21 protein-coding genes are annotated in these 17912 nt (G+C 45.8%); 17 read left to right on the top strand and 4 right to left on the bottom strand.

The window, feature by feature from the left end; genetic code table 11:
- Positions 1-2: 2 nt before the first annotated feature.
- The 15 genes from VOA_RS19945 (at position 3) to VOA_RS03225 (ending at position 12068) form a co-directional block, all read left to right on the top strand.
- The gene (locus VOA_RS19945) at positions 3-1142 is read left to right on the top strand and encodes a protein-glutamate methylesterase/protein-glutamine glutaminase (protein ID WP_000985862.1); all 1140 of its coding nucleotides are present in this window, start codon (positions 3-5) and stop codon (positions 1140-1142) included.
- Positions 1143-1151: 9 nt separating this feature from the next.
- The gene (locus VOA_RS19940; RefSeq protein ID WP_000637674.1) at positions 1152-1928 is read left to right on the top strand and encodes a ParA family protein; all 777 of its coding nucleotides are present in this window, start codon (positions 1152-1154) and stop codon (positions 1926-1928) included.
- A complete protein-coding gene (locus VOA_RS03165) occupies positions 1921-2922 on the top strand; it encodes a chemotaxis protein CheW (RefSeq protein WP_000092950.1) in 1002 nt (333 codons plus the stop codon). The genes VOA_RS19940 and VOA_RS03165 overlap by 8 nt, the downstream gene beginning before the upstream one ends.
- A 42-nt stretch (positions 2923-2964) precedes the next feature.
- Positions 2965-3459 (top strand): chemotaxis protein CheW, encoded by a 495-nt coding sequence (locus tag VOA_RS03170; protein WP_000075893.1) that lies wholly within the window; start codon positions 2965-2967, stop codon positions 3457-3459.
- On the top strand, positions 3459-3938 hold the full coding sequence (locus VOA_RS03175) for a DUF2802 domain-containing protein (protein WP_000227447.1): 480 nt from the start codon (positions 3459-3461) through the stop codon (positions 3936-3938). Before VOA_RS03170 ends, VOA_RS03175 begins: the two co-directional genes overlap by 1 nt.
- Positions 3939-4237: 299 nt before the next feature.
- Positions 4238-4864 (top strand): cytochrome c biogenesis heme-transporting ATPase CcmA, encoded by a 627-nt coding sequence (ccmA, locus tag VOA_RS03180; protein ID WP_000895177.1) that lies wholly within the window; start codon positions 4238-4240, stop codon positions 4862-4864.
- On the top strand, positions 4861-5529 hold the full coding sequence (gene ccmB / locus VOA_RS03185) for a heme exporter protein CcmB (protein WP_000559574.1): 669 nt from the start codon (positions 4861-4863) through the stop codon (positions 5527-5529). Before ccmA ends, ccmB begins: the two co-directional genes overlap by 4 nt.
- 90 nt (positions 5530-5619) lie before the next feature.
- The gene (locus tag VOA_RS03190) at positions 5620-6372 is read left to right on the top strand and encodes a heme ABC transporter permease (protein ID WP_000266105.1); all 753 of its coding nucleotides are present in this window, start codon (positions 5620-5622) and stop codon (positions 6370-6372) included.
- Positions 6372-6578, top strand: coding sequence for a heme exporter protein CcmD (gene ccmD, locus VOA_RS03195; RefSeq protein WP_000545364.1), 207 nt, complete (start codon positions 6372-6374; stop codon positions 6576-6578). Before VOA_RS03190 ends, ccmD begins: the two co-directional genes overlap by 1 nt.
- Positions 6575-7054 carry a cytochrome c maturation protein CcmE gene (gene ccmE, locus VOA_RS03200; RefSeq protein WP_001069626.1) on the top strand — a complete coding sequence of 160 codons (480 nt, stop codon included), beginning with the start codon at positions 6575-6577 and terminating at the stop codon, positions 7052-7054. Before ccmD ends, ccmE begins: the two co-directional genes overlap by 4 nt.
- The gene (locus VOA_RS03205) at positions 7051-9006 is read left to right on the top strand and encodes a heme lyase CcmF/NrfE family subunit (protein ID WP_000559811.1); all 1956 of its coding nucleotides are present in this window, start codon (positions 7051-7053) and stop codon (positions 9004-9006) included. The genes ccmE and VOA_RS03205 overlap by 4 nt, the downstream gene beginning before the upstream one ends.
- Complete coding sequence (locus VOA_RS03210; protein ID WP_001035060.1) at positions 9007-9561, top strand: DsbE family thiol:disulfide interchange protein; 555 nt, start codon at positions 9007-9009, stop codon at positions 9559-9561.
- 29 nt (positions 9562-9590) lie between these two features.
- Positions 9591-10034, top strand: a complete 444-nt coding sequence (locus tag VOA_RS03215; protein ID WP_198006606.1) for a cytochrome c-type biogenesis protein — start codon at positions 9591-9593, stop codon at positions 10032-10034.
- Between the two features lie 2 nt (positions 10035-10036).
- On the top strand, positions 10037-11251 hold the full coding sequence (ccmI, locus tag VOA_RS03220) for a c-type cytochrome biogenesis protein CcmI (protein ID WP_000266874.1): 1215 nt from the start codon (positions 10037-10039) through the stop codon (positions 11249-11251).
- Positions 11252-11321: 70 nt separating this feature from the next.
- Entirely contained in the window at positions 11322-12068 is a 747-nt protein-coding gene (locus VOA_RS03225; protein ID WP_000233063.1) for an MlaA family lipoprotein, read from the top strand.
- 21 nt (positions 12069-12089) lie between these two features.
- Here the strand turns inward: VOA_RS03225 and VOA_RS03230 are convergent, their stop codons facing one another.
- The 3 genes from VOA_RS03230 to sodB form a co-directional block, all read right to left on the bottom strand.
- The gene (locus tag VOA_RS03230) at positions 12090-12761 is read right to left on the bottom strand and encodes an SDR family oxidoreductase (RefSeq protein WP_009356139.1); all 672 of its coding nucleotides are present in this window, start codon (positions 12759-12761) and stop codon (positions 12090-12092) included.
- 211 nt (positions 12762-12972) lie between these two features.
- On the bottom strand, positions 12973-13476 hold the full coding sequence (locus VOA_RS03235; protein ID WP_001195999.1) for a VC2046/SO_2500 family protein: 504 nt from the start codon (positions 13474-13476) through the stop codon (positions 12973-12975).
- A 114-nt stretch (positions 13477-13590) separates the two neighbouring features.
- Complete coding sequence (sodB, locus tag VOA_RS03240; protein WP_000863551.1) at positions 13591-14175, bottom strand: superoxide dismutase [Fe]; 585 nt, start codon at positions 14173-14175, stop codon at positions 13591-13593.
- A 283-nt stretch (positions 14176-14458) separates the two neighbouring features.
- Here sodB and VOA_RS03245 point away from each other — a divergent pair, with 283 nt between their 5' ends.
- Together VOA_RS03245 and VOA_RS03250 are read left to right on the top strand one after the other, a co-directional pair.
- Entirely contained in the window at positions 14459-14791 is a 333-nt protein-coding gene (locus tag VOA_RS03245; RefSeq protein WP_000447540.1) for a Grx4 family monothiol glutaredoxin, read from the top strand.
- 83 nt (positions 14792-14874) lie between these two features.
- On the top strand, positions 14875-16830 hold the full coding sequence (locus tag VOA_RS03250) for a DNA topoisomerase III (protein WP_000088631.1): 1956 nt from the start codon (positions 14875-14877) through the stop codon (positions 16828-16830).
- Positions 16831-16939: 109 nt separating this feature from the next.
- Here VOA_RS03250 and VOA_RS03255 read toward each other — a convergent pair whose 3' ends face one another.
- Positions 16940-17860, bottom strand: coding sequence for an IS5 family transposase (locus VOA_RS03255; protein ID WP_001125874.1), 921 nt, complete (start codon positions 17858-17860; stop codon positions 16940-16942).
- Positions 17861-17912: the final 52 nt, after the last annotated feature.

Below are 17912 nucleotides of genomic sequence, written 5' to 3'. Positions count from 1 at the left end.
ACATGGCGATTAAAGTATTAGTTGTTGATGATTCAAGTTTTTTCCGTCGTCGCGTGAGTGAAATCATCAACTCCGAATCGCGCTTAGAAGTCATCGATGTCGCTGTCAATGGTAAAGAGGCAGTTGAAAAGGCTGCTCGGCTCAAACCCGATGTGATCACAATGGATATTGAAATGCCCGTCATGGACGGCATTTCAGCCGTACGTGAAATCATGGCAAACAATCCAGTACCCATTTTGATGTTTTCTTCGCTGACTCATGATGGAGCAAAAGCGACATTAGATGCTTTAGATGCTGGGGCATTAGATTTCTTGCCCAAAAAATTCGAAGATATTGCTCGTAATCGTGATGAGGCAGTCACTTTATTACAACAGCGAGTGCTGTCTATTGCTTCTAAGAAGATGTTTTTACGTCGGCCCGCAATGGCTCGTCCATCGTCGACGTTGTCATCTTCAACTGCAAGCTCTTCTTTGGCTCAAGAACGTTCGGCCCCTACGACTTCGTTGACGAGCAATCGTCCTAGTGTGTCAATTACAGCAGCAACTCGCTTTAAAGCATCGGGCAAAAAGTATCAGTTAACAGCAATTGGCACCTCGACAGGGGGACCAGTGGCATTACAGAAAATTTTGACTAAGCTCCCAGCGAATTACCCACATCCAATCGTCTTGATCCAGCATATGCCAGCAACGTTTACGGCTGCTTTTGCGAGCCGTTTAAACACACTATGCAAGATTGAAGTTAAAGAAGCGGAAGATGGTGATGCTTTACGCCCTGGCGTGGCTTATCTAGCACCTGGCGGCAAGCAAATGATGGTTGATGGTCGCCCTGGCGCTGCGAGGCTTCGCATCCTTGATGGTGGCGATCGAATGAATTACAAGCCCTGCGTGGATGTAACGTTCGGTTCGGCTGCTAAAATCTATGGTGACAAAGTTCTGTCGATGGTTTTAACCGGTATGGGAGCCGATGGTCGAGAAGGGGCTCGAATGCTTAAAGAAGCTGGCGCCACTATCTGGGCACAAGATGAAGAGAGTTGTGTGGTGTACGGTATGCCACAGGCGGTTGCCAAAGCCGGGATCTCCTCAGAAGATCTGCCTCTCGACAGAATCGCAGAGCGCATGCTGGTAGAAGTAGGTCTCGCATAAGGAACCACAATGATCGTTTGGAGTGTCGCAAACCAAAAAGGTGGGGTAGGAAAAACCACCACAACGATTACATTGGCTGGCTTGTTAAGCCAGCAGGGCAAGCGTGTCTTGCTAGTGGATACGGATCCACATGCTTCGCTGACGACTTATCTCGGTTATGATTCTGATGGTGTGCCCGCGAGTTTATTCGATCTTTTTCAATTGCGAGAATACACAGAAACTTCGGTTAAGCCGTTGATCTTCAGTACAGATATAGAAGGCATTGACCTTATTCCTGCACATATGTCGCTTGCTACGCTCGATCGCGTAATGGGAAATCGCAGTGGAATGGGGCTAATCTTAAAGCGTGCATTGCTCGCACTGCGGCATGTTTATGATTACGTATTGATCGATTGTCCACCCATTTTGGGGGTAATGATGGTAAATGCGCTGGCAGCCAGTGATCGTATTCTGATCCCAGTGCAGACTGAGTTTTTAGCGATGAAAGGTTTGGAACGCATGGTTCGCACATTGGCGATTATGCAGAAATCACGTAGTCGTGAGTTCAAAGTCACCATTGTACCGACAATGTATGATAAGCGGACCCGAGCTTCGCTGCAGACGCTGAATCAGTTGAAAAAAGACTACCCAGATAAAGTATGGACATCTGCAGTACCGATTGACACTAAGTTTCGTGATGCCAGTTTACAGCGCTTACCAGCCTCGCATTTTGCGGAGGGTAGCCGTGGAGTGTTCGCTTACAAGCAGCTTCTGCTATTCTTAGAGAGGCTTGCTATTGATGAGTAGTGCGTTGATTTCAAGCGAACAAGCGCTTAATGATTACTTTACCGCCTTATTGGATGAAGAATCAGCGGATTTTGAGCTTACTCAAGCTAAGCAAGAGCCAACTTGGGAGTTAGCTTCTGCGGTTCAATCAGCACCTAACAAAAGTTACTTTGAGGCTGAAGTTGAAGAGCTTGAGCTTCCCAATTTAGAAGATGTACAGCGTTTACTCAGCCAATTGGAATCCAGCAATCCTGTAGCTGATCTGGATCTCGAACAGATCCTTGAGGAAAACACGGCTAAAATTGCTAGAACTGAGACCGTTATTCAACCGACGACTGCCGTAGAAGAAATTCAAGAGTGGGAGATTGAAAGCAACTATATTGAACCGGAAATAACAATTGAAACGGTTGAAGAAGTTGTTGAACCCATTTATACCGAGGTTGCAGCGGAACCAGAGATAGAAATTGCGGCTTTTGATGGTGTTGAGCCTGCGGTTGAAACCGTGCTTGCGTTAGAAACTCAATCAGGACGTGACAAGCTTGGTAGTTGGACAAACACCATCCGGGAAAAAGATTTCCAAGTGCTCTATTTTGAAGTCAACGGTGTCACCTTTGCGGTGCCACTGGATGAGTTAGGTGGGATTCATCGTATGGCCACACTTAACCACTTAATAGGGCGTCCAGCATGGTATTTGGGGTTGCAAACCAATCGGGACTCGCAACTTGATGTGGTTGATACTGCGAAATGGGTAATGGCTGAGAAGCTGCATGATGAGAGTTATAAGCAAGCCTATCAGTACATTGTGATGTTGGGTGAGAGTGCATGGGGATTAGCCAGCACTCAGCTCATGGGCACGGAATTGCTCAGTACAGATAAAGTGCGATGGCGTGAACAAGTCGGTAAACGGCCTTGGCTCGCAGGCATGGTGAAAGAAAAAATGTGCGCTTTGATCCATGTTCAGGCATTGATAGCTATGCTTAATGCAGGGCTTGATGTAAAAGCACTGGAAAATTAAAACATTGGGTGTCGGAAAGAAACGACTCAGAGAGGGAAAGTTATGTCTCAGGCGAACGAAGTGAAAGTCAGAAAAGAAAAGTCGAACGATGAAGTACTTCAATGGGTGACGTTCCAATTGGAAGAAGAAACGTACGGCATCAATGTAATGCAAGTACGTGAAGTACTACGTTACACCGAAATTGCTCCCGTTCCTGGAGCGCCTGACTATGTGTTAGGTATTATTAATTTGCGTGGTAACGTCGTGACGGTTATCGACACGCGTTCACGTTTTGGCTTGATGCAAGGTGAAATTACCGATAACACCCGTATCATTGTGATTGAGTCAGAGCGACAAGTGATTGGTATTCTGGTCGATAGCGTAGCGGAAGTAGTTTACCTACGTTCATCTGAAATTGATTCGACCCCAAGCGTGGGAACCGATGAAAGCTCGAAGTTCATCCAAGGGGTAAGCAACCGCGATGGCAAACTGCTGATTCTAGTTGACCTGAATAAGTTCTTAAGCGATGAAGAATGGGATGAAATGGCTCACATGTAATGGTTGATTTCACTTGGTTAACTCCTCCTGTTATTGCAGGAGGAGTGGTTTTTGTTGTTTTGTGCATCGTGTTGGCGCTGTGGCGTCTTAAGCTTGGTCAGCACCGTCAAAGTGAAACCTTACGCCAGCAGGTACGCCATCTCGATAGAGAGCTACAGAAATCAAACAAACAGCTGCTTGAAGTTCGTTCAGTAATGGTAGGCCTTGGACAAAAAGTAAGTGAGCAACAAGATATCATTCGCCACCTAAATGAACGTTTGCTTGAGTTAGAAAATACGGATGCCGATGCGCGTCTGTATACTCGCGCGAGCAAAATGGTTCAGTTGGGCGCAGATCTCAATGAACTTATTCAAGAGTGTGAGTTACCTAAAGCAGAAGCTGAGTTAATGATGTCTTTACAAAACAAACTGGCTGGAAAGGAAAGTATTCCACCGCTTGAAAGTCATCCTGAAGGTCGAGTAGCCAAAGCTAAGCCATGATTGCGATAGATTATTGAATGTTGAAGGAAGCTCTGGCTTCCTTTTTTATTTCCTCCAGTGCGCCTTGAAGATAAGTTTGATAAGGCTCAACTCTGGATGCAGATGTGATCTGGATAACTGTTTTAGAGCATCGGTATTAACCATTGATAATACTTGTAACTACAAAGGATTATATGCAAACAAAACTCGCGAAATTTTAATAGTTTCTTACGTAGTTTCGTGATTAGTAATGGAGTTATCAGCTTTAGTCTCCCTCTTGCTGTGTTAATATAGCCATCCCAACGCTCACAGAGATAAGCATGTTAGAAGTAAAAAATCTCACCGCCATTCGAGATGAACGGGTCTTATTTGAATCACTCTCTTTCGAGATTCATGCAGGCGAATTAGTCCAGATTGAAGGCCGCAATGGCACGGGGAAAACCACCTTGTTGCGGATCATTGCTGGTCTTGGAGAGAGCGAATGTGGTGAAATCCTTTGGCAGCAGAAAAAGATTCAAAGTGATCGTGAAAGCTATCATCAAGATTTGCTGTTTTTGGGGCACCAAACGGGAATTAAGCGGGAACTCACCGCATTAGAGAACTTACGTTTTTATCAAGCAGTTCACCAACAAGTTATTGATGAGCCAGCTATATTTCAAGCCTTAGTAAAGGTTGGTCTTGTTGGCCGAGAAGATGTGCCTGTGGCTCAACTTTCTGCTGGGCAACAGCGCCGTGTAGCACTGGCAAGATTATGGTTAAGCCAAAAGCGGTTATGGATTTTAGATGAGCCGTTGACGGCGATAGATAAACAAGGCGTTAAAGTGCTTGAAGCACTGTTTTTAAGCCATGCCGAGCAAGGGGGAATTGTGATCCTAACCACGCACCAAGATATGTTTGCAGACAATCCCAAGCTACGCAAAATTCGCCTCGGTGGTGAGATGTCATGATCGCTGCCTTTACTCAGTTTATCCGCCGTGAACTCTTGATTGCTTTTCGTCGTCAAGCGGATGTGTTTAACCCACTGTGGTTTTTTATCATAGTGATTACCTTGTTCCCGCTCAGTGTGGGGCCTGAGCCCGCTTTGCTCGCGCGAATTGCACCAGGTATTGTCTGGGTGGCGGCACTGTTGGCGGCATTGCTCTCTTTAGAGCGACTATTTCGTGATGACTTTCAAGATGGTGCGCTAGAGCAATCAATGCTGACACCACTGCCACTATCCGTTGTGGTTATGGCGAAAGTGATTGCTCACTGGCTATTGACTGGTTTACCGCTGATTTTGTTAAGCCCACTACTGGCGATTTTGCTCTCTTTTGATAGCTCAACTTGGTTAGCGGTTGTATTAACTCTTTTGTTGGGCACACCAACCTTAAGTTTTATTGGTGCGATTGGAGTGGCTTTGACGGTAGGGCTACAGAAGGGGGGAGTACTGCTGAGTTTATTAGTATTACCGCTCTTTATCCCAGTATTGATATTTGCTACATCAGCGATTGATGCAGCAGCATTGGGTATGCCGTATAACGGACAATTGGCCATTTTGGCCGCAATGCTGATGGGTTCAATGACCTTGACCCCATTTGCGATCAGTGCAGCGTTACGAGTAAGTGTTCATTGATTGTTCTCGATCAAGCACGAAAATGCTGCGTTAGATAAATTATAATAACTTAGTTAAAACTCAATAAATTGAAAGCAAAGTGAGATAAACATGTGGAAATGGCTTCATCCCTACGCCAAACCAGACGCGGCTTACCATCTTTGCGGTAAGTTGCTACCCTGGTTTGCCAGTTTAGGATTCCTGTTTCTCGCGGTAGGGACTGTGCTTGGCTTAGTCTATGCACCGGCAGATTACCAGCAGGGTGACAGTTTCCGAATCATCTATATCCATGTACCGGCGGCGATATGGTCAATGGGTGTTTATATGTCGATGGCGATTGCAGCCTTCATTGGTATTGTCTGGCAAATTCGTATTTCGGATATGGCAGCGTTGGCCATGGCCCCGATTGGCGCGGTGTACACCTTTATTGCTCTTATCACCGGTGCAGTTTGGGGCAAACCCATGTGGGGTGCTTGGTGGGTATGGGATGCCCGTTTAACCTCTGAGCTTGTACTCCTGTTCCTCTATTTGGGCGTGATCGCGCTTTATCATGCATTTGATGATCAAAAAACCGCAGCGAAAGCCGCAGGGATCTTAGCTATTGTGGGCGTCATCAATCTGCCCATCATCCATTTCTCTGTTGAGTGGTGGAACACTTTGCATCAAGGCGCGACGATCACTAAGTTTGCCAAACCGTCGATCGCTCCTGATATGTTATGGCCACTGCTGTCTTGTATTTTTGGCTTTGCTTTCTTCTTCGCTGCCGTGACCATGATCCGCTTACGTAATGAAATCCTTAGCCGAGAAAGTCATCGCCCTTGGGTTTGTGACTTAGCTAACCAATCTGTGCGAGGAACTCAGTGATGCATTTTGAATCTTTCAGTGATTTTTTAGCCATGGGCGGTTATGCCAGTTATGTCTGGAGTGCTTTTGGTATCACCTATTTTTCGATGGCGGTGCTCTGGGTAGCCAGCGTGCGACGTAAGAACAAGTTACTCAATCAAGTGCGCAATAAACTGGAGCGTCAGGCTCGTGTCGATGCCGCAAAACATATGGAGAACACACTATGAACCCAAGACGTAAAAAGCGGCTCGGTGTTGTTTTGGCAATCTTGCTTGGCCTGAGTGCAACGGTCGGCTTAATCATTTATGCCCTGAATCAGAACATGGATCTTTTCTACACCCCGACAGAATTGGTGTATGGCAAAGAAGGTAAAATGCCAGAAATTGGCCAACGTCTGCGTATTGGCGGAATGGTGGTTGAAGGCTCTGTGAAACGTGACCCTAACTCTTTAAAAGTGAGTTTTGATCTGCATGATGTTGGCCCAAGTGTTACCGTGACTTATGACGGTATTCTTCCGGATTTGTTCCGTGAAGGGCAGGGTATTGTAGCGCAAGGGGTTCTGACTGATCCAACCAACATTGAAGCGTTTGAAGTGTTGGCGAAGCATGATGAAAACTACATGCCGCCTGAAATTGCAGAAGCAATGAAAAAAACACATGAGCCTTTGCAGTATTCGGAAGAACAGAAAGGAAGTGCACAATGATTGCTGAAATCGGCCATTTTGCACTGATCATTTCGTTAGGTTTAGCGATATTACTCAGTGCGCTACCTCTTATTGGTGCATCACGCAATAACACCTTATTGATGAATACGGCTCGCCCCTTATCATGGGGCATGTTCTTCATGCTACTGCTCTCCTTTGTTATTTTGTTGTGGGCGTTTTATACCAATGACTTTACTGTTCAGTATGTGGCAAGCAACTCAAACAGTGAATTACCTTGGTACTACCGTTTAACGGCAGTTTGGGGAGCTCACGAAGGTTCATTATTACTTTGGGTATTGATCCAAGCGGCTTGGACCGTGGCGGTTGCAACGTTTAGCCGTGGTATGCCGCAAGAGTCTGTAGCACGAGTATTGGCGGTAATGGGGATGATTGGTGTCGGCTTCTTGCTGTTCATCATTGTTACCTCTAACCCATTTTTGCGTACTCTGCCTTACTTCCCAATCGATGGCCGTGATTTAAACCCTCTGCTGCAAGACCCTGGTTTGATCATTCACCCGCCTATGCTGTACATGGGCTATGTAGGCTTCTCTGTTGCGTTTTCCTTTGCAATTGCTTCTTTGATGACTGGCCGATTGGATACCGCATGGGCTCGTTGGTCGCGTCCTTGGACAATCGCTGCGTGGTTATTTTTAACATTGGGCATCGTGTTGGGTTCTTGGTGGGCATACTACGAACTTGGCTGGGGCGGTTGGTGGTTCTGGGATCCTGTAGAAAACGCCTCTTTCATGCCTTGGCTTGCAGGCACCGCGCTGATGCACTCATTAGCAGTGACTGAGAAACGAGGCACCTTCAAAGCTTGGACCGTGTTACTCGCGATTTCTGCTTTCTCGCTGAGCTTATTAGGCACTTTCTTAGTGCGTTCAGGCATCCTAGTTTCTGTACATGCTTTTGCATCCGATCCTGCTCGCGGCATGTTTATTCTCGGTTTCCTGATCGCTGTAATTGGCGGTTCATTGTTGCTGTTTGCGATTAAAGGCGCTTCAGTACGAGTACGTGGCAATTTTGATCTGGTATCGCGTGAAAATAGTTTACTGGCTAACAACGTGCTGTTGATGACAGCGCTAGCCGTGGTGTTAATCGGTACCTTACTACCTTTGGTGCATAAGCAGCTTGGCTTGGGATCTGTCTCCATCGGTGCGCCATTCTTCGATATGTTGTTTGCATGGCTGATGATCCCATTTGCATTTTTAATGGGAATTGGCCCGCTGATTCGTTGGAAACGTGACCAAATTTCAACCCTGTTTAAGCCGATGCTGATCACAGCGGTTGCCTCTTTGCTATTGTCTGCGTTGATGATGTGGTTGAATGCTCCAACTTTCAGCTTGATGGCTTATATCGGTTGGGTTATGGCGTGGTGGATTCTGTTATTGCATGGCTATGAACTGCATACACGTGCCACCCATCGCCACACGTTTATGGTGGGGGTGAAGAAACTGCAACGCAGTCATTGGGCAATGATGATGGGCCACATTGGTTTAGCGGTCAGCATCATCGGTATCGCTATGGTGCAAAACTACAGCATTGAGCGTGATGTTCGTTTGGCTCCGGGTGAAAACTTCCAGCTCAATGAATACCACTTCTATTTCCAAGGCGTACGCGACAAAGATGGCCCGAACTATGACGGCTACATCGCTGACTTTGAAGTGACCAGCCAAGGTCAATATGTGAATACGCTGCATGCGGAGAAGCGTTTCTACCGCACGGCAAAATCCATGATGACTGAAGCGGCGATTGATCGCGGTATCACGCGTGACCTGTACATTGCTATGGGTGAACGTTTGGAAGATAACCGCTCGTGGGCTGTCCGTATTTATTACAAACCTTATGTGCGCTGGATCTGGGCTGGTGGCTTACTCATGGCGCTGGGTGGTGCTTTGGCAATTAGCGATAAGCGCTACCGTTTTAGAAAAAACGCACATCAGGAGGCTTAAGTGAATAAGAAGATTCTATTTATCCCACTCATTGCCTTTTTGTTGCTGGCTGGGGTGTTTGCAACGCAATTGATGAGAAACTCGGCGGGTGATGATCCAACTAAGCTGGAATCTGTTTTGGTTGGTAAGTCAGTACCTCAGTTCCGCCTCGAAGATTTGGCGGAACCCGGCAAGCTATATGATCAGTCAATTTTTAAAGGTGAGCCTTTACTACTGAATGTGTGGGCAACATGGTGCCCAACGTGTTATGCCGAGCACCAATACTTGAATGAACTGGCTAAGCAAGGCGTAAAAATCATTGGCCTTAACTACAAGGATCAACGAGATAAAGCGACTCAGTGGCTTAATGACTTGGGCAATCCTTATTTGATCAGCTTATTTGATGGCAATGGCATGTTGGGATTGGATCTGGGTGTTTACGGTGCACCAGAGACCTTTTTAATCGATGCCAATGGTGTGATCCGCTATCGTCATGTCGGGGATGTGAATTCACGCAACTGGCAAGAAACGCTTGCTCCTATCTATGAAAAAATGCTGGCGGAGGCGAAACAATGAAGAAGTGGCTGTTCGCGGCTTTTGCCGCAATGCTGGTTTCACTCTCTGCATTAGCGACCATCGAAGTGTATGACTTCGATACACCTGAGCAGGAAAAGCAGTTTCAAGAGCTAGGCGCTACGCTGCGTTGTCCGAAATGTCAAAACAACACGATTGCAGATTCCAATGCTGAATTGGCGCAAGACTTGCGCCAAAAAGTGTATGAGATGACTAAAGAAGGGAAATCCAAATCGGAAATCGTGGATTACATGATTGCCCGTTACGGAAACTTTGTAACTTACAATCCACCGTTTACTTTAGGTACAGCCATTCTTTGGCTAGGCCCCATTTCGGTGTTACTGATTGGTTTTACAGTGATTGTACTGCGTAGCCGACGTAAAGCGCGTGGTGCAGTGAATGCTGCGGATTGGAATGAAGAACAAGAAGCGCGTTTGAAAGCATTGCTAAAAGAAGAGCAAAAGGGAGAGAAGTAATCATGTGGATGTTTTGGATCTCGACCTTATTGCTTGTTGCGATTGCGGTGGTATTCGTCATTATTCCGTTTATTCAAAAGCGCGCGAATAACGACCAAGAACTGCGCGATGAGCTGAATAAAGCGTTTTATAAAGACCGACTCAAAGAGCTTGAAGAGGAAACGGAAGAAGGGATTGTGGTTGATCAGCAAGATTTGATTGCAGATTTAAAGCAGACCCTATTGGATGATATTCCTACTCAGCAAAAGCACCAGCAAGAAAACAAGGTTTCGCTTTGGATGGTTGTCGTCCCATCCGTTCTGTTGGTGGTCGGTTTGAGCTATGCCTTATACGCTAAGTTTGGTAACTATCAGCATGTACAGGCTTGGCAGCAAGTCTCAGCACAACTGCCTGAACTATCGAAAAAACTCATGTCGCCTCAAGCTGAGCTCAGTGATGAGGAGATGAATGATTTAACACTCGCGTTGCGTACACGGTTGCACTATCAAGCGGATGATGTGACGGGGTGGTTGTTGTTAGGCCGCATTGGTTTAGCTAATCGTGACCTTGAAACTGCAGTCGGAGCAATGAAGAAAGCATTCGCATTGGATAGTGAAGACCCAGATGTGAAGTTTGGTTACGCACAAGCGCTGATGCTGTCTAATGATCCCGTTGATCAACAAGAAGCCAAAGCAGTGTTGCTCAAATTGGCTCAGCGTGGTTATGCAGACTTACGGGTTTATTCTCTACTCGCGTTTGATGCCTTTGAAAGTGGTGATTTTCCAGCGGCAATTAAATACTGGAGCTTAATGCAACAGGCGATTGGTCCGCAGGATTCCCGTTATGAAATGCTGAGTCGCAGTATTGAGAGTGCCCGTAAAAAAATGGGTGAAGGCATCGCGGATGGAAAATCGGTTAAGGTGACTATCAATGTTGCGGAGCAGGTAAAAATTGATCCGAATGCAGTATTGATCGTATCTGTTCATGCTCCGGGCTCTCCAATGCCAGTTGCGGCAGCGCGTTATCCGATAGGTGAGTTCCCAAGAACCGTTGTGTTGGATGACAATAACAGCATGATGCAAGGTTCCAAGCTTTCTAGTCTTGAGTCGTATGTTGTACGTGTGCGCATAGATACTGATGGAAATGTAGCGACTAAAACGGGTGACTGGTACGCAGAAAGTCCCACAATGAAAGCAGGTGAACCAGTTGACGTTGTATTAGATAAGCAGTATGAATAAAATCACAAACTGAAAAATAGTATAACCACAAGGCCGATGTGATCATCGGCCTTTGCACATGGAATAACGTATGGTTGGCCGCTTATCTTGGATTGCTCTATTCACAACATTTTTGCTCGGGTGTAGCAGTGCACCTGATGGAAGCTCGACCCACTCGCAAGTTAATGATCCACTAGAAAGCTTTAACCGGCAGATGTGGACGATTAACTACGATTACTTAGATCCTTATTTAGTGCGCCCTGTTTCTTTGTTTTATGTTGGTTATGTACCTAAGCCAGTGCGCAGTGGCGTCTCCAATTTTCTGTCCAACTTAGATGAACCTGCCAGCATGGTAAACAACTTATTGATGGGTAATGGTTCAAAAGCGGTCGATCACTTTAATCGGTTTTGGATTAACACCAGTTTTGGCCTGCTTGGTATCATCGATATTGCTTCTGAAGCCGGTATTAAAAAATACGATGAAAAGGCATTTAGTGATGCAGTCGGTCATTATGGTGTCGGCAATGGCCCTTATTTAATGGTGCCAGGATACGGACCTTACACGGTGCGTGAAGTGACAGATGTGGTGGATGGGTTATATTTCCCACTCGCTTATCTCAATATTTGGGCTGGGATTGGTAAATGGGCATTAGAAGGAATGGAAACGCGCGCCGCTTTAGTTTCACAAGAGGCTCTGCTCCATAACTCGCCAGATCCTTACAGTTTGACTCGCGATGCTTACATCCAACGACGTAATTTTGAAGCGGAAATCCAAGTCGATGATTACGATCCTGCCGAAGAAGAATATCTCGATAACTATCTAAGTGAAGGGTTATGATCCTATGTGGCTTAGCGAAGGCTAAGCCGACATCACCCGCCCGCTAAAATATTCATTTGAAACAATGTATTCCGTATTGCGGATCAACTCTTCGCGAACCTCAGACCAATGAACGGTTTCATCATTGGCACTAAGGATTTGTGGAACTACACCACCTACCCGAATATTAAATGGGTTGAGCTCTTTAGCCCAGCTTTGGGTAAACCCTGATACCATTGAATTGGCACTCTCCATCCCCGACATACCTTGTTGAGCGTTATTGCATACCACATTAACGATGACCCCTTTTGTTCTTCTCTGGCGCATTCTCACTGAACACGCGTGACTGAAGTTAAATAGCGAAGAGGCGATGGCCGCCAACTGTTCAATGAATTGCTCGCTAGGCTTTTCGTCAATCAAAGAAGGCAGTGGAGCTGAAGGCAAGTTGTTAATCAATACATCAGGCACACGTGAGAATTGTTGCTCTGTCAAATCGAGCAGGTGTTCAATGCTTTCTGGCGAAAAATCACTGAGGTGAAAATAAGCCACTTGGTTTGAAATGGCATGGCAACGCCAATAGGTATCGACTAAACCCTGTAGATCACGATCACATAGGATCACTTTGGCTCCCTGCTTTACAAAGTGAGTAGCCAGTGTGCTACCAAGAGCTGAACTTGCATAAGTTATTAATATTGTTGAATCTTTTATGTCCATGAGTGCTGCCTCATTGTATTTCTAACTGCTTATGTAACCTTCAGGTTACGCAGGGGGTTCGGACAGCATGGTTGATTAGTTGTGTATACAGTGTGAATAACTTCAAATAACTTTGGATTCACTAAACTGAAACCAAATACTTTGCATTCATTCACAGAAATGATTAGTGAAATATTTTGTTTGCAGTATGCCAAATTGAATAGATCGATGATCAAACTGCCAGACGCAATTGATCTTGGCGATAAGCCGTAGCGAGGCGATGATAGAAATCTTTTGCCAGCAGGGTGATAGGAGTTTTTTCTGCCAGATGGCGTCTTTCATGTCCCGAAAGGTTTAAATACACCTCTTCAGGTAAGCCTTGGGTATCCTGAGGGCGGTAAGTTAACGCTTCTGGGCTAAGGTAATGGCTGAGTTTGGCACTTGCCATTCCACCTTCATGGAACATGGCTGCTTGTTTCGCTGAAATTTGATAGGAACTCTCATCATTTTCCAGTGGCTGTGGCTGCGCCAATTCGAAACGCTGACGTAGTAACTGCTCAGTGATAGGCGTTTCGTTAATTTTGTCGATTGGGGTGTTATCTCGCACATCGTTAGAAAAAAGCGCGAGCAGTAGGGCAAAGTCAGCACGACGCCCCTGCGTAACTGCTTGGCTTATACCTTGGCCAAAATGCAGCTCGCTAATGATTCCCGCTTTGTCTAACGTGTGGACTTGCATGACTCTCTCCCCTTGATGTTTATTTAACGGCGCGAGAGCAGAAAACTTGAGTGATAGAAATGAAAAAAGCCTGCAAAATTGCAGGCTTATGTCGATTTATTAGGCAAATAGCACTTATTTGGCTAGGTTTTGCGCTACGAAATCCCAGTTAACCAGTGCCCAGAAACCGTTCATGTAGTCTGGACGCACGTTACGGTAGTCGATGTAGTATGCGTGTTCCCACAGGTCAACAGTCAGTAGCGGTGTCACGCCTTCTTCAGTCAGCGGAGTTGCTGCGTTTGAAGTGTTAGTGATTGCGAGAGAACCGTCAGCTTTTTTCACCAACCAAGTCCAAGATGAACCGAAGTTGTTGATTGCAGAATCAGTGAATTTTGCTTTGAAATCAGCGAAAGAACCGAATGCCGCATTGATTGCTTCAGCCACTGTGCCTGTTGGCTCACCACCACCGTTTGGTGACAGACAGTGCCAGTAGAAAGTGTGGTTCCAAATTTGCGCTGCGTTATTGAAAACACCGCCAGTTGAGGTCTTGATGATCTCTTCCAGTGATTTGTTTTCAAACTCAGTACCTGGGATCAGACCATTCAGTTTTACCACGTAAGTGTTGTGGTGTTTACCGTGGTGAAAATCCAGAGTTTCTGCTGAGATGTGTGGTTCCAGCGCGTCTTTCGCGTAAGGAAGAGCGGGTAGTTCAAATGCCATTGCTCGATTCTCCGTTGAGTGTAAAGAGAGGGTTCTCTTTAGTCATTGCTTCCAGTGTATTGTTTTCTTCGTCGTTACGACTGACTTGCCAAGTATTTTAGCAACTTTTTACTTTATTAAAACCCCGAAGGCAGAAAAAGATCCTCAAGGATTGAAGGCAAGAGGCATAACCTCGATATGCAAGAATAGTCTAGTCTTTATCCACACAGAGAATATGCTTTTTATTCTCCGTTATTGCTTTAGAATGTGCCCATATTTGATGACATCCATTAATGAGGAAGCGATGGAAACTATTGACAAAATCAAACAGCAAATCGCCGAAAATCCGATTCTGCTTTACATGAAAGGCTCACCAAAGTTGCCAAGCTGTGGGTTTTCTTCGCAAGCTGCACAAGCTCTAATGGCGTGTGGTGAGAAGTTTGCCTATGTAGACATCCTACAAAATCCAGACATTCGAGCAGAACTACCTGTTTATGCTCAATGGCCAACTTTCCCACAGCTGTGGATTGAAGGTGAGTTGATTGGTGGTTGCGACATCATGCTAGAGATGTTCCAAAAAGGTGAACTGCAAACTCTGGTTAAAGAAGCCGCAGCACGTTCAGCAAGTGAAGAATAATACTGTATAAAGTTACAGTTTTTCTTGATTTTATAAGGCCACATTGAGTAATGTGGCCTTAATTTTATCTGCTAACGTATGCTATGAGTCGACTCTTTATTGCTGAAAAGCCAAGCCTTGCTCGAGCGATTGCCGATGCCTTGCCAAAACCCCATAAGAAAGAACAAGGCTGTATTCGCTGTGCCAATGGCGATGTAGTAACTTGGTGTATTGGGCACCTTCTCGAGCAAGTCGAACCCGATGCTTATGACGAACGCTACAAAAAATGGAATATGGCAGATCTGCCGATTATTCCGCAGCAGTGGCAATTGCGCCCGAGAAAATCTTCCTCTCAACAGTTAGCCGTTGTACGTAAGCTGCTTAAAGACGCCAATCAAATTATTCATGCTGGAGATCCCGATCGTGAAGGGCAGCTGTTGGTGGATGAAGTGCTGGATTATTGCAAAGTCCCGAATCATAAAAAGGAAACGGTACAGCGGCTTCTGATTAGAGATTTGAACCTTTCTGCGGTAAAACGTGCCTTGCAAGGTCTGCGCAGTAACCGTGAATTTATTCCACTCTCAGTCTCTGCGTTGGCGCGTTCACGTGCTGATTGGCTATATGGCATGAATATGTCGCGAGCTTATACTTTGCTTGGAAAAAAAGCCGGTTATCAAGGCGTGCTCTCTGTGGGGCGAGTGCAAACACCTGTGCTTGGCTTAGTGGTGAGACGGGATGAAGAGATCGAGAATTTTGTCCCACATGATTATTTTACTCTTGATGCTTTAATTCCATACCAAAATGGAGCCGATCAATTCGATATACGTGCTCGCTGGAAACCGAGCGAGGCTTGTTTACCTTGGCAAGATGAAGACGGGCGGGTCACTAACCGTAAATTGGTGGACAATGTCGCCAGCCGCATTGCTCATCAGCCCGCGACTGTGACTGAATCAGAGCAAGATCAAACCAGACAAGCAGCACCTTTGCCTTATTCACTGTCTGCGCTGCAGATAGATGCCGCTAAGCGTTATAACTTGAGTGCGCAGCAAGTGTTGGATCTCTGCCAATCGCTGTATGAGAAGCACAAACTGATCACCTATCCGCGTTCAGATTGCCGATATCTCCCGAAAGAGCATCTGGCTCAGGCTGCTGATGTTGTGGCGGCGATTGCCAACAACACACAAGAAATGGTCACTGCCGTTAATAATGCCGATTTGTCACTGCGTTCTAAAACCTGGAACGACAGTAAAGTGGATGCTCACCACGCCATTATCCCCACGCCCAAAAAGGCTAGCGTGAATGCGTTGTCTGGCCATGAGATGAAGGTGTATCAACTCATTGCTCGCCAATACTTAATTCAGTTCTATCCAGCGGCAGTGTATGCAGAGGCTAAATTGGTCTTCAATATCGCTGGCGGTGTTTTTATTGCGAAAGGTCGTCAATTGCTTAGTGCTGGATGGAAAGCGTTGACCGGTCATCAAGATGAGCAAGAAGAGGGCGTGGATAAAGTGCCCCCTCTGCCTGTTGGCACTGTGCTTCAGTGCCGAGAAGGGGAGATCAAACAGAGACAAACCGAGCCTCCTCGCCAGTTTACCGAAGCAACTCTCTTACAAGCGATGACAGGGATTGCCCGTTTCGTTGCAGATAAAGAACTCAAGAAAATTCTGCGGGATACGGATGGTTTGGGTACAGAAGCAACTCGAGCTGGGATTCTGGATACACTGTTTAAACGCGGACTTTTGTTGCGCGATAACAAGCTGATTAAAAGCACTCCTGCTGGGCGAGGTTTGATCCATGCTCTTCCGGCTGAAGCGACTTATCCAGATATGACGGCGCATTGGGAACATCAACTGCAAGCGATTTCAGAGAAAGGACAAGCTTACCAACCGTTTATGCAAACGTTGCATAAACAGTTGGATCTGCTCATTGCGCAAGTCAAAATAGCCCCAGTGCCAATTTCATTACAATCCTTATCTGTGGTGGGAAAGCCTCAATTTAAGCACTTAGTTAAAAAACGGAGAGCAGGATCAACGAATAAAGCTAAACGTTATCTAAGTTAACTCTATTTGGTTCGAACTCTTCGCAGTGTTAGGTTTATGTTTACTGATTAATATAGGCTTTGTTGCGTAATTCGGTCAGAGAACCAAACTGCCTGTAATTGGTTAATTATTATGCAACACACTGAGTTTCAGGCATACCTAGCCCTGTAAGTTTGTTCAGCGCTTTAATCATGGCGTAAGTTTCACCAACCTGAGCATTGTAGTTTCTCAGACTTAATCGTCCACCTAACAACTGCTTCACTCGATACATTGTTGTTTCTGATAGTGAGCGTTTATGATAACCGTACCGCTTTTTCCACTTATTGTTGGAGCCGTAGAGCTTCTGGCAACCTACCGCTAAATTCCTTGGATGACCATTCTCCCAGAAGGCTGCCCCTTCTCTAGGAGGGATGAGTGGTATAGCTCGCTTGAACCGTATGGCATCGTGGCAATCCCTTGTGTCATAAGCGCCATCACCAGATATCTCGATTACTCTTCGGCGTGTTTGCTTGAGCAAGTTAGGAAGGACTTCTGCATCGGTAACATTAGATACACTCAGTTCTGCCGCGACGATTTCGTGAGTGCTGGTGTCTACCGCTAAATGCAACTTTCTCCAGACTCTTCGCTTCCCGTCAGTACCATGCTTCTTGACCTTCCACTCACCTTCGCCATAAACCTTGAGACCTGTTGCATCAATAGCTAGATGCTGTATTGCACCTCTACTATTTGGTTTAAATGAAACCTCGACTTGCTTAGCTCTTCGACTGATACAACTGTAATGTGGGCAGACTATAGGGACGTTAGCCAATGAAAAAACAGAATCGATAAACCCTTGCAATGCTCTCAACGGCATTGAGAAAACTCGTTTCACCATAAGCGCAGTAGTAATGGCTAAGTCGCTGAACTGAGGAGGTCTACCTCGTTTATCTTGTTTGCTCTGCTTCCACTGGCGAATGGCTTCTTCATCAATCCAGAAAGTGAGTGAACCACGGTTGATTAAGGCTTTGTTGTACTGTTTCCAGTTCGTTGTTTTGTAGCGAGGTTTAGGCATGAGACTAGGATAATTAACTTACTTAGCCGATCAGATCGCAACCTTCTGATTT

Origin of the sequence: Vibrio sp. RC586 (assembly GCF_000176715.1) — a bacterium.
Lineage (GTDB): Bacteria > Pseudomonadota > Gammaproteobacteria > Enterobacterales > Vibrionaceae > Vibrio.
The sequence above is the reverse complement of the archived record's forward strand: the minus strand, read 5'-3'. Positions and strand labels throughout refer to the sequence as shown.

What these genes read in the sequence shown, in the direction of transcription:
- VOA_RS03190 (WP_000266105.1), top strand. Translation starts at nt 5,620, where the DNA reads ATGTGGAAATGGCTTCATCCCTACGCCAAACCAGACGCGGCTTACCAT.
- ccmI (WP_000266874.1), top strand. Translation starts at nt 10,037, where the DNA reads ATGTGGATGTTTTGGATCTCGACCTTATTGCTTGTTGCGATTGCGGTG.
- VOA_RS03235 (WP_001195999.1), bottom strand. Translation starts at nt 13,476, where the DNA reads ATGCAAGTCCACACGTTAGACAAAGCGGGAATCATTAGCGAGCTGCAT.
- VOA_RS03245 (WP_000447540.1), top strand. Translation starts at nt 14,459, where the DNA reads ATGGAAACTATTGACAAAATCAAACAGCAAATCGCCGAAAATCCGATT.
- VOA_RS03215 (WP_198006606.1), top strand. Translation starts at nt 9,591, where the DNA reads ATGCTGGTTTCACTCTCTGCATTAGCGACCATCGAAGTGTATGACTTC.
- VOA_RS03225 (WP_000233063.1), top strand. Translation starts at nt 11,322, where the DNA reads ATGGTTGGCCGCTTATCTTGGATTGCTCTATTCACAACATTTTTGCTC.
- VOA_RS03170 (WP_000075893.1), top strand. Translation starts at nt 2,965, where the DNA reads ATGTCTCAGGCGAACGAAGTGAAAGTCAGAAAAGAAAAGTCGAACGAT.
- ccmA (WP_000895177.1), top strand. Translation starts at nt 4,238, where the DNA reads ATGTTAGAAGTAAAAAATCTCACCGCCATTCGAGATGAACGGGTCTTA.
- sodB (WP_000863551.1), bottom strand. Translation starts at nt 14,175, where the DNA reads ATGGCATTTGAACTACCCGCTCTTCCTTACGCGAAAGACGCGCTGGAA.
- VOA_RS03255 (WP_001125874.1), bottom strand. Translation starts at nt 17,860, where the DNA reads ATGCCTAAACCTCGCTACAAAACAACGAACTGGAAACAGTACAACAAA.
- ccmE (WP_001069626.1), top strand. Translation starts at nt 6,575, where the DNA reads ATGAACCCAAGACGTAAAAAGCGGCTCGGTGTTGTTTTGGCAATCTTG.
- ccmB (WP_000559574.1), top strand. Translation starts at nt 4,861, where the DNA reads ATGATCGCTGCCTTTACTCAGTTTATCCGCCGTGAACTCTTGATTGCT.
- VOA_RS03165 (WP_000092950.1), top strand. Translation starts at nt 1,921, where the DNA reads ATGAGTAGTGCGTTGATTTCAAGCGAACAAGCGCTTAATGATTACTTT.
- VOA_RS03230 (WP_009356139.1), bottom strand. Translation starts at nt 12,761, where the DNA reads ATGGACATAAAAGATTCAACAATATTAATAACTTATGCAAGTTCAGCT.
- VOA_RS19945 (WP_000985862.1), top strand. Translation starts at nt 3, where the DNA reads ATGGCGATTAAAGTATTAGTTGTTGATGATTCAAGTTTTTTCCGTCGT.
- VOA_RS19940 (WP_000637674.1), top strand. Translation starts at nt 1,152, where the DNA reads ATGATCGTTTGGAGTGTCGCAAACCAAAAAGGTGGGGTAGGAAAAACC.
- VOA_RS03175 (WP_000227447.1), top strand. Translation starts at nt 3,459, where the DNA reads ATGGTTGATTTCACTTGGTTAACTCCTCCTGTTATTGCAGGAGGAGTG.
- VOA_RS03205 (WP_000559811.1), top strand. Translation starts at nt 7,051, where the DNA reads ATGATTGCTGAAATCGGCCATTTTGCACTGATCATTTCGTTAGGTTTA.
- ccmD (WP_000545364.1), top strand. Translation starts at nt 6,372, where the DNA reads ATGCATTTTGAATCTTTCAGTGATTTTTTAGCCATGGGCGGTTATGCC.
- VOA_RS03250 (WP_000088631.1), top strand. Translation starts at nt 14,875, where the DNA reads ATGAGTCGACTCTTTATTGCTGAAAAGCCAAGCCTTGCTCGAGCGATT.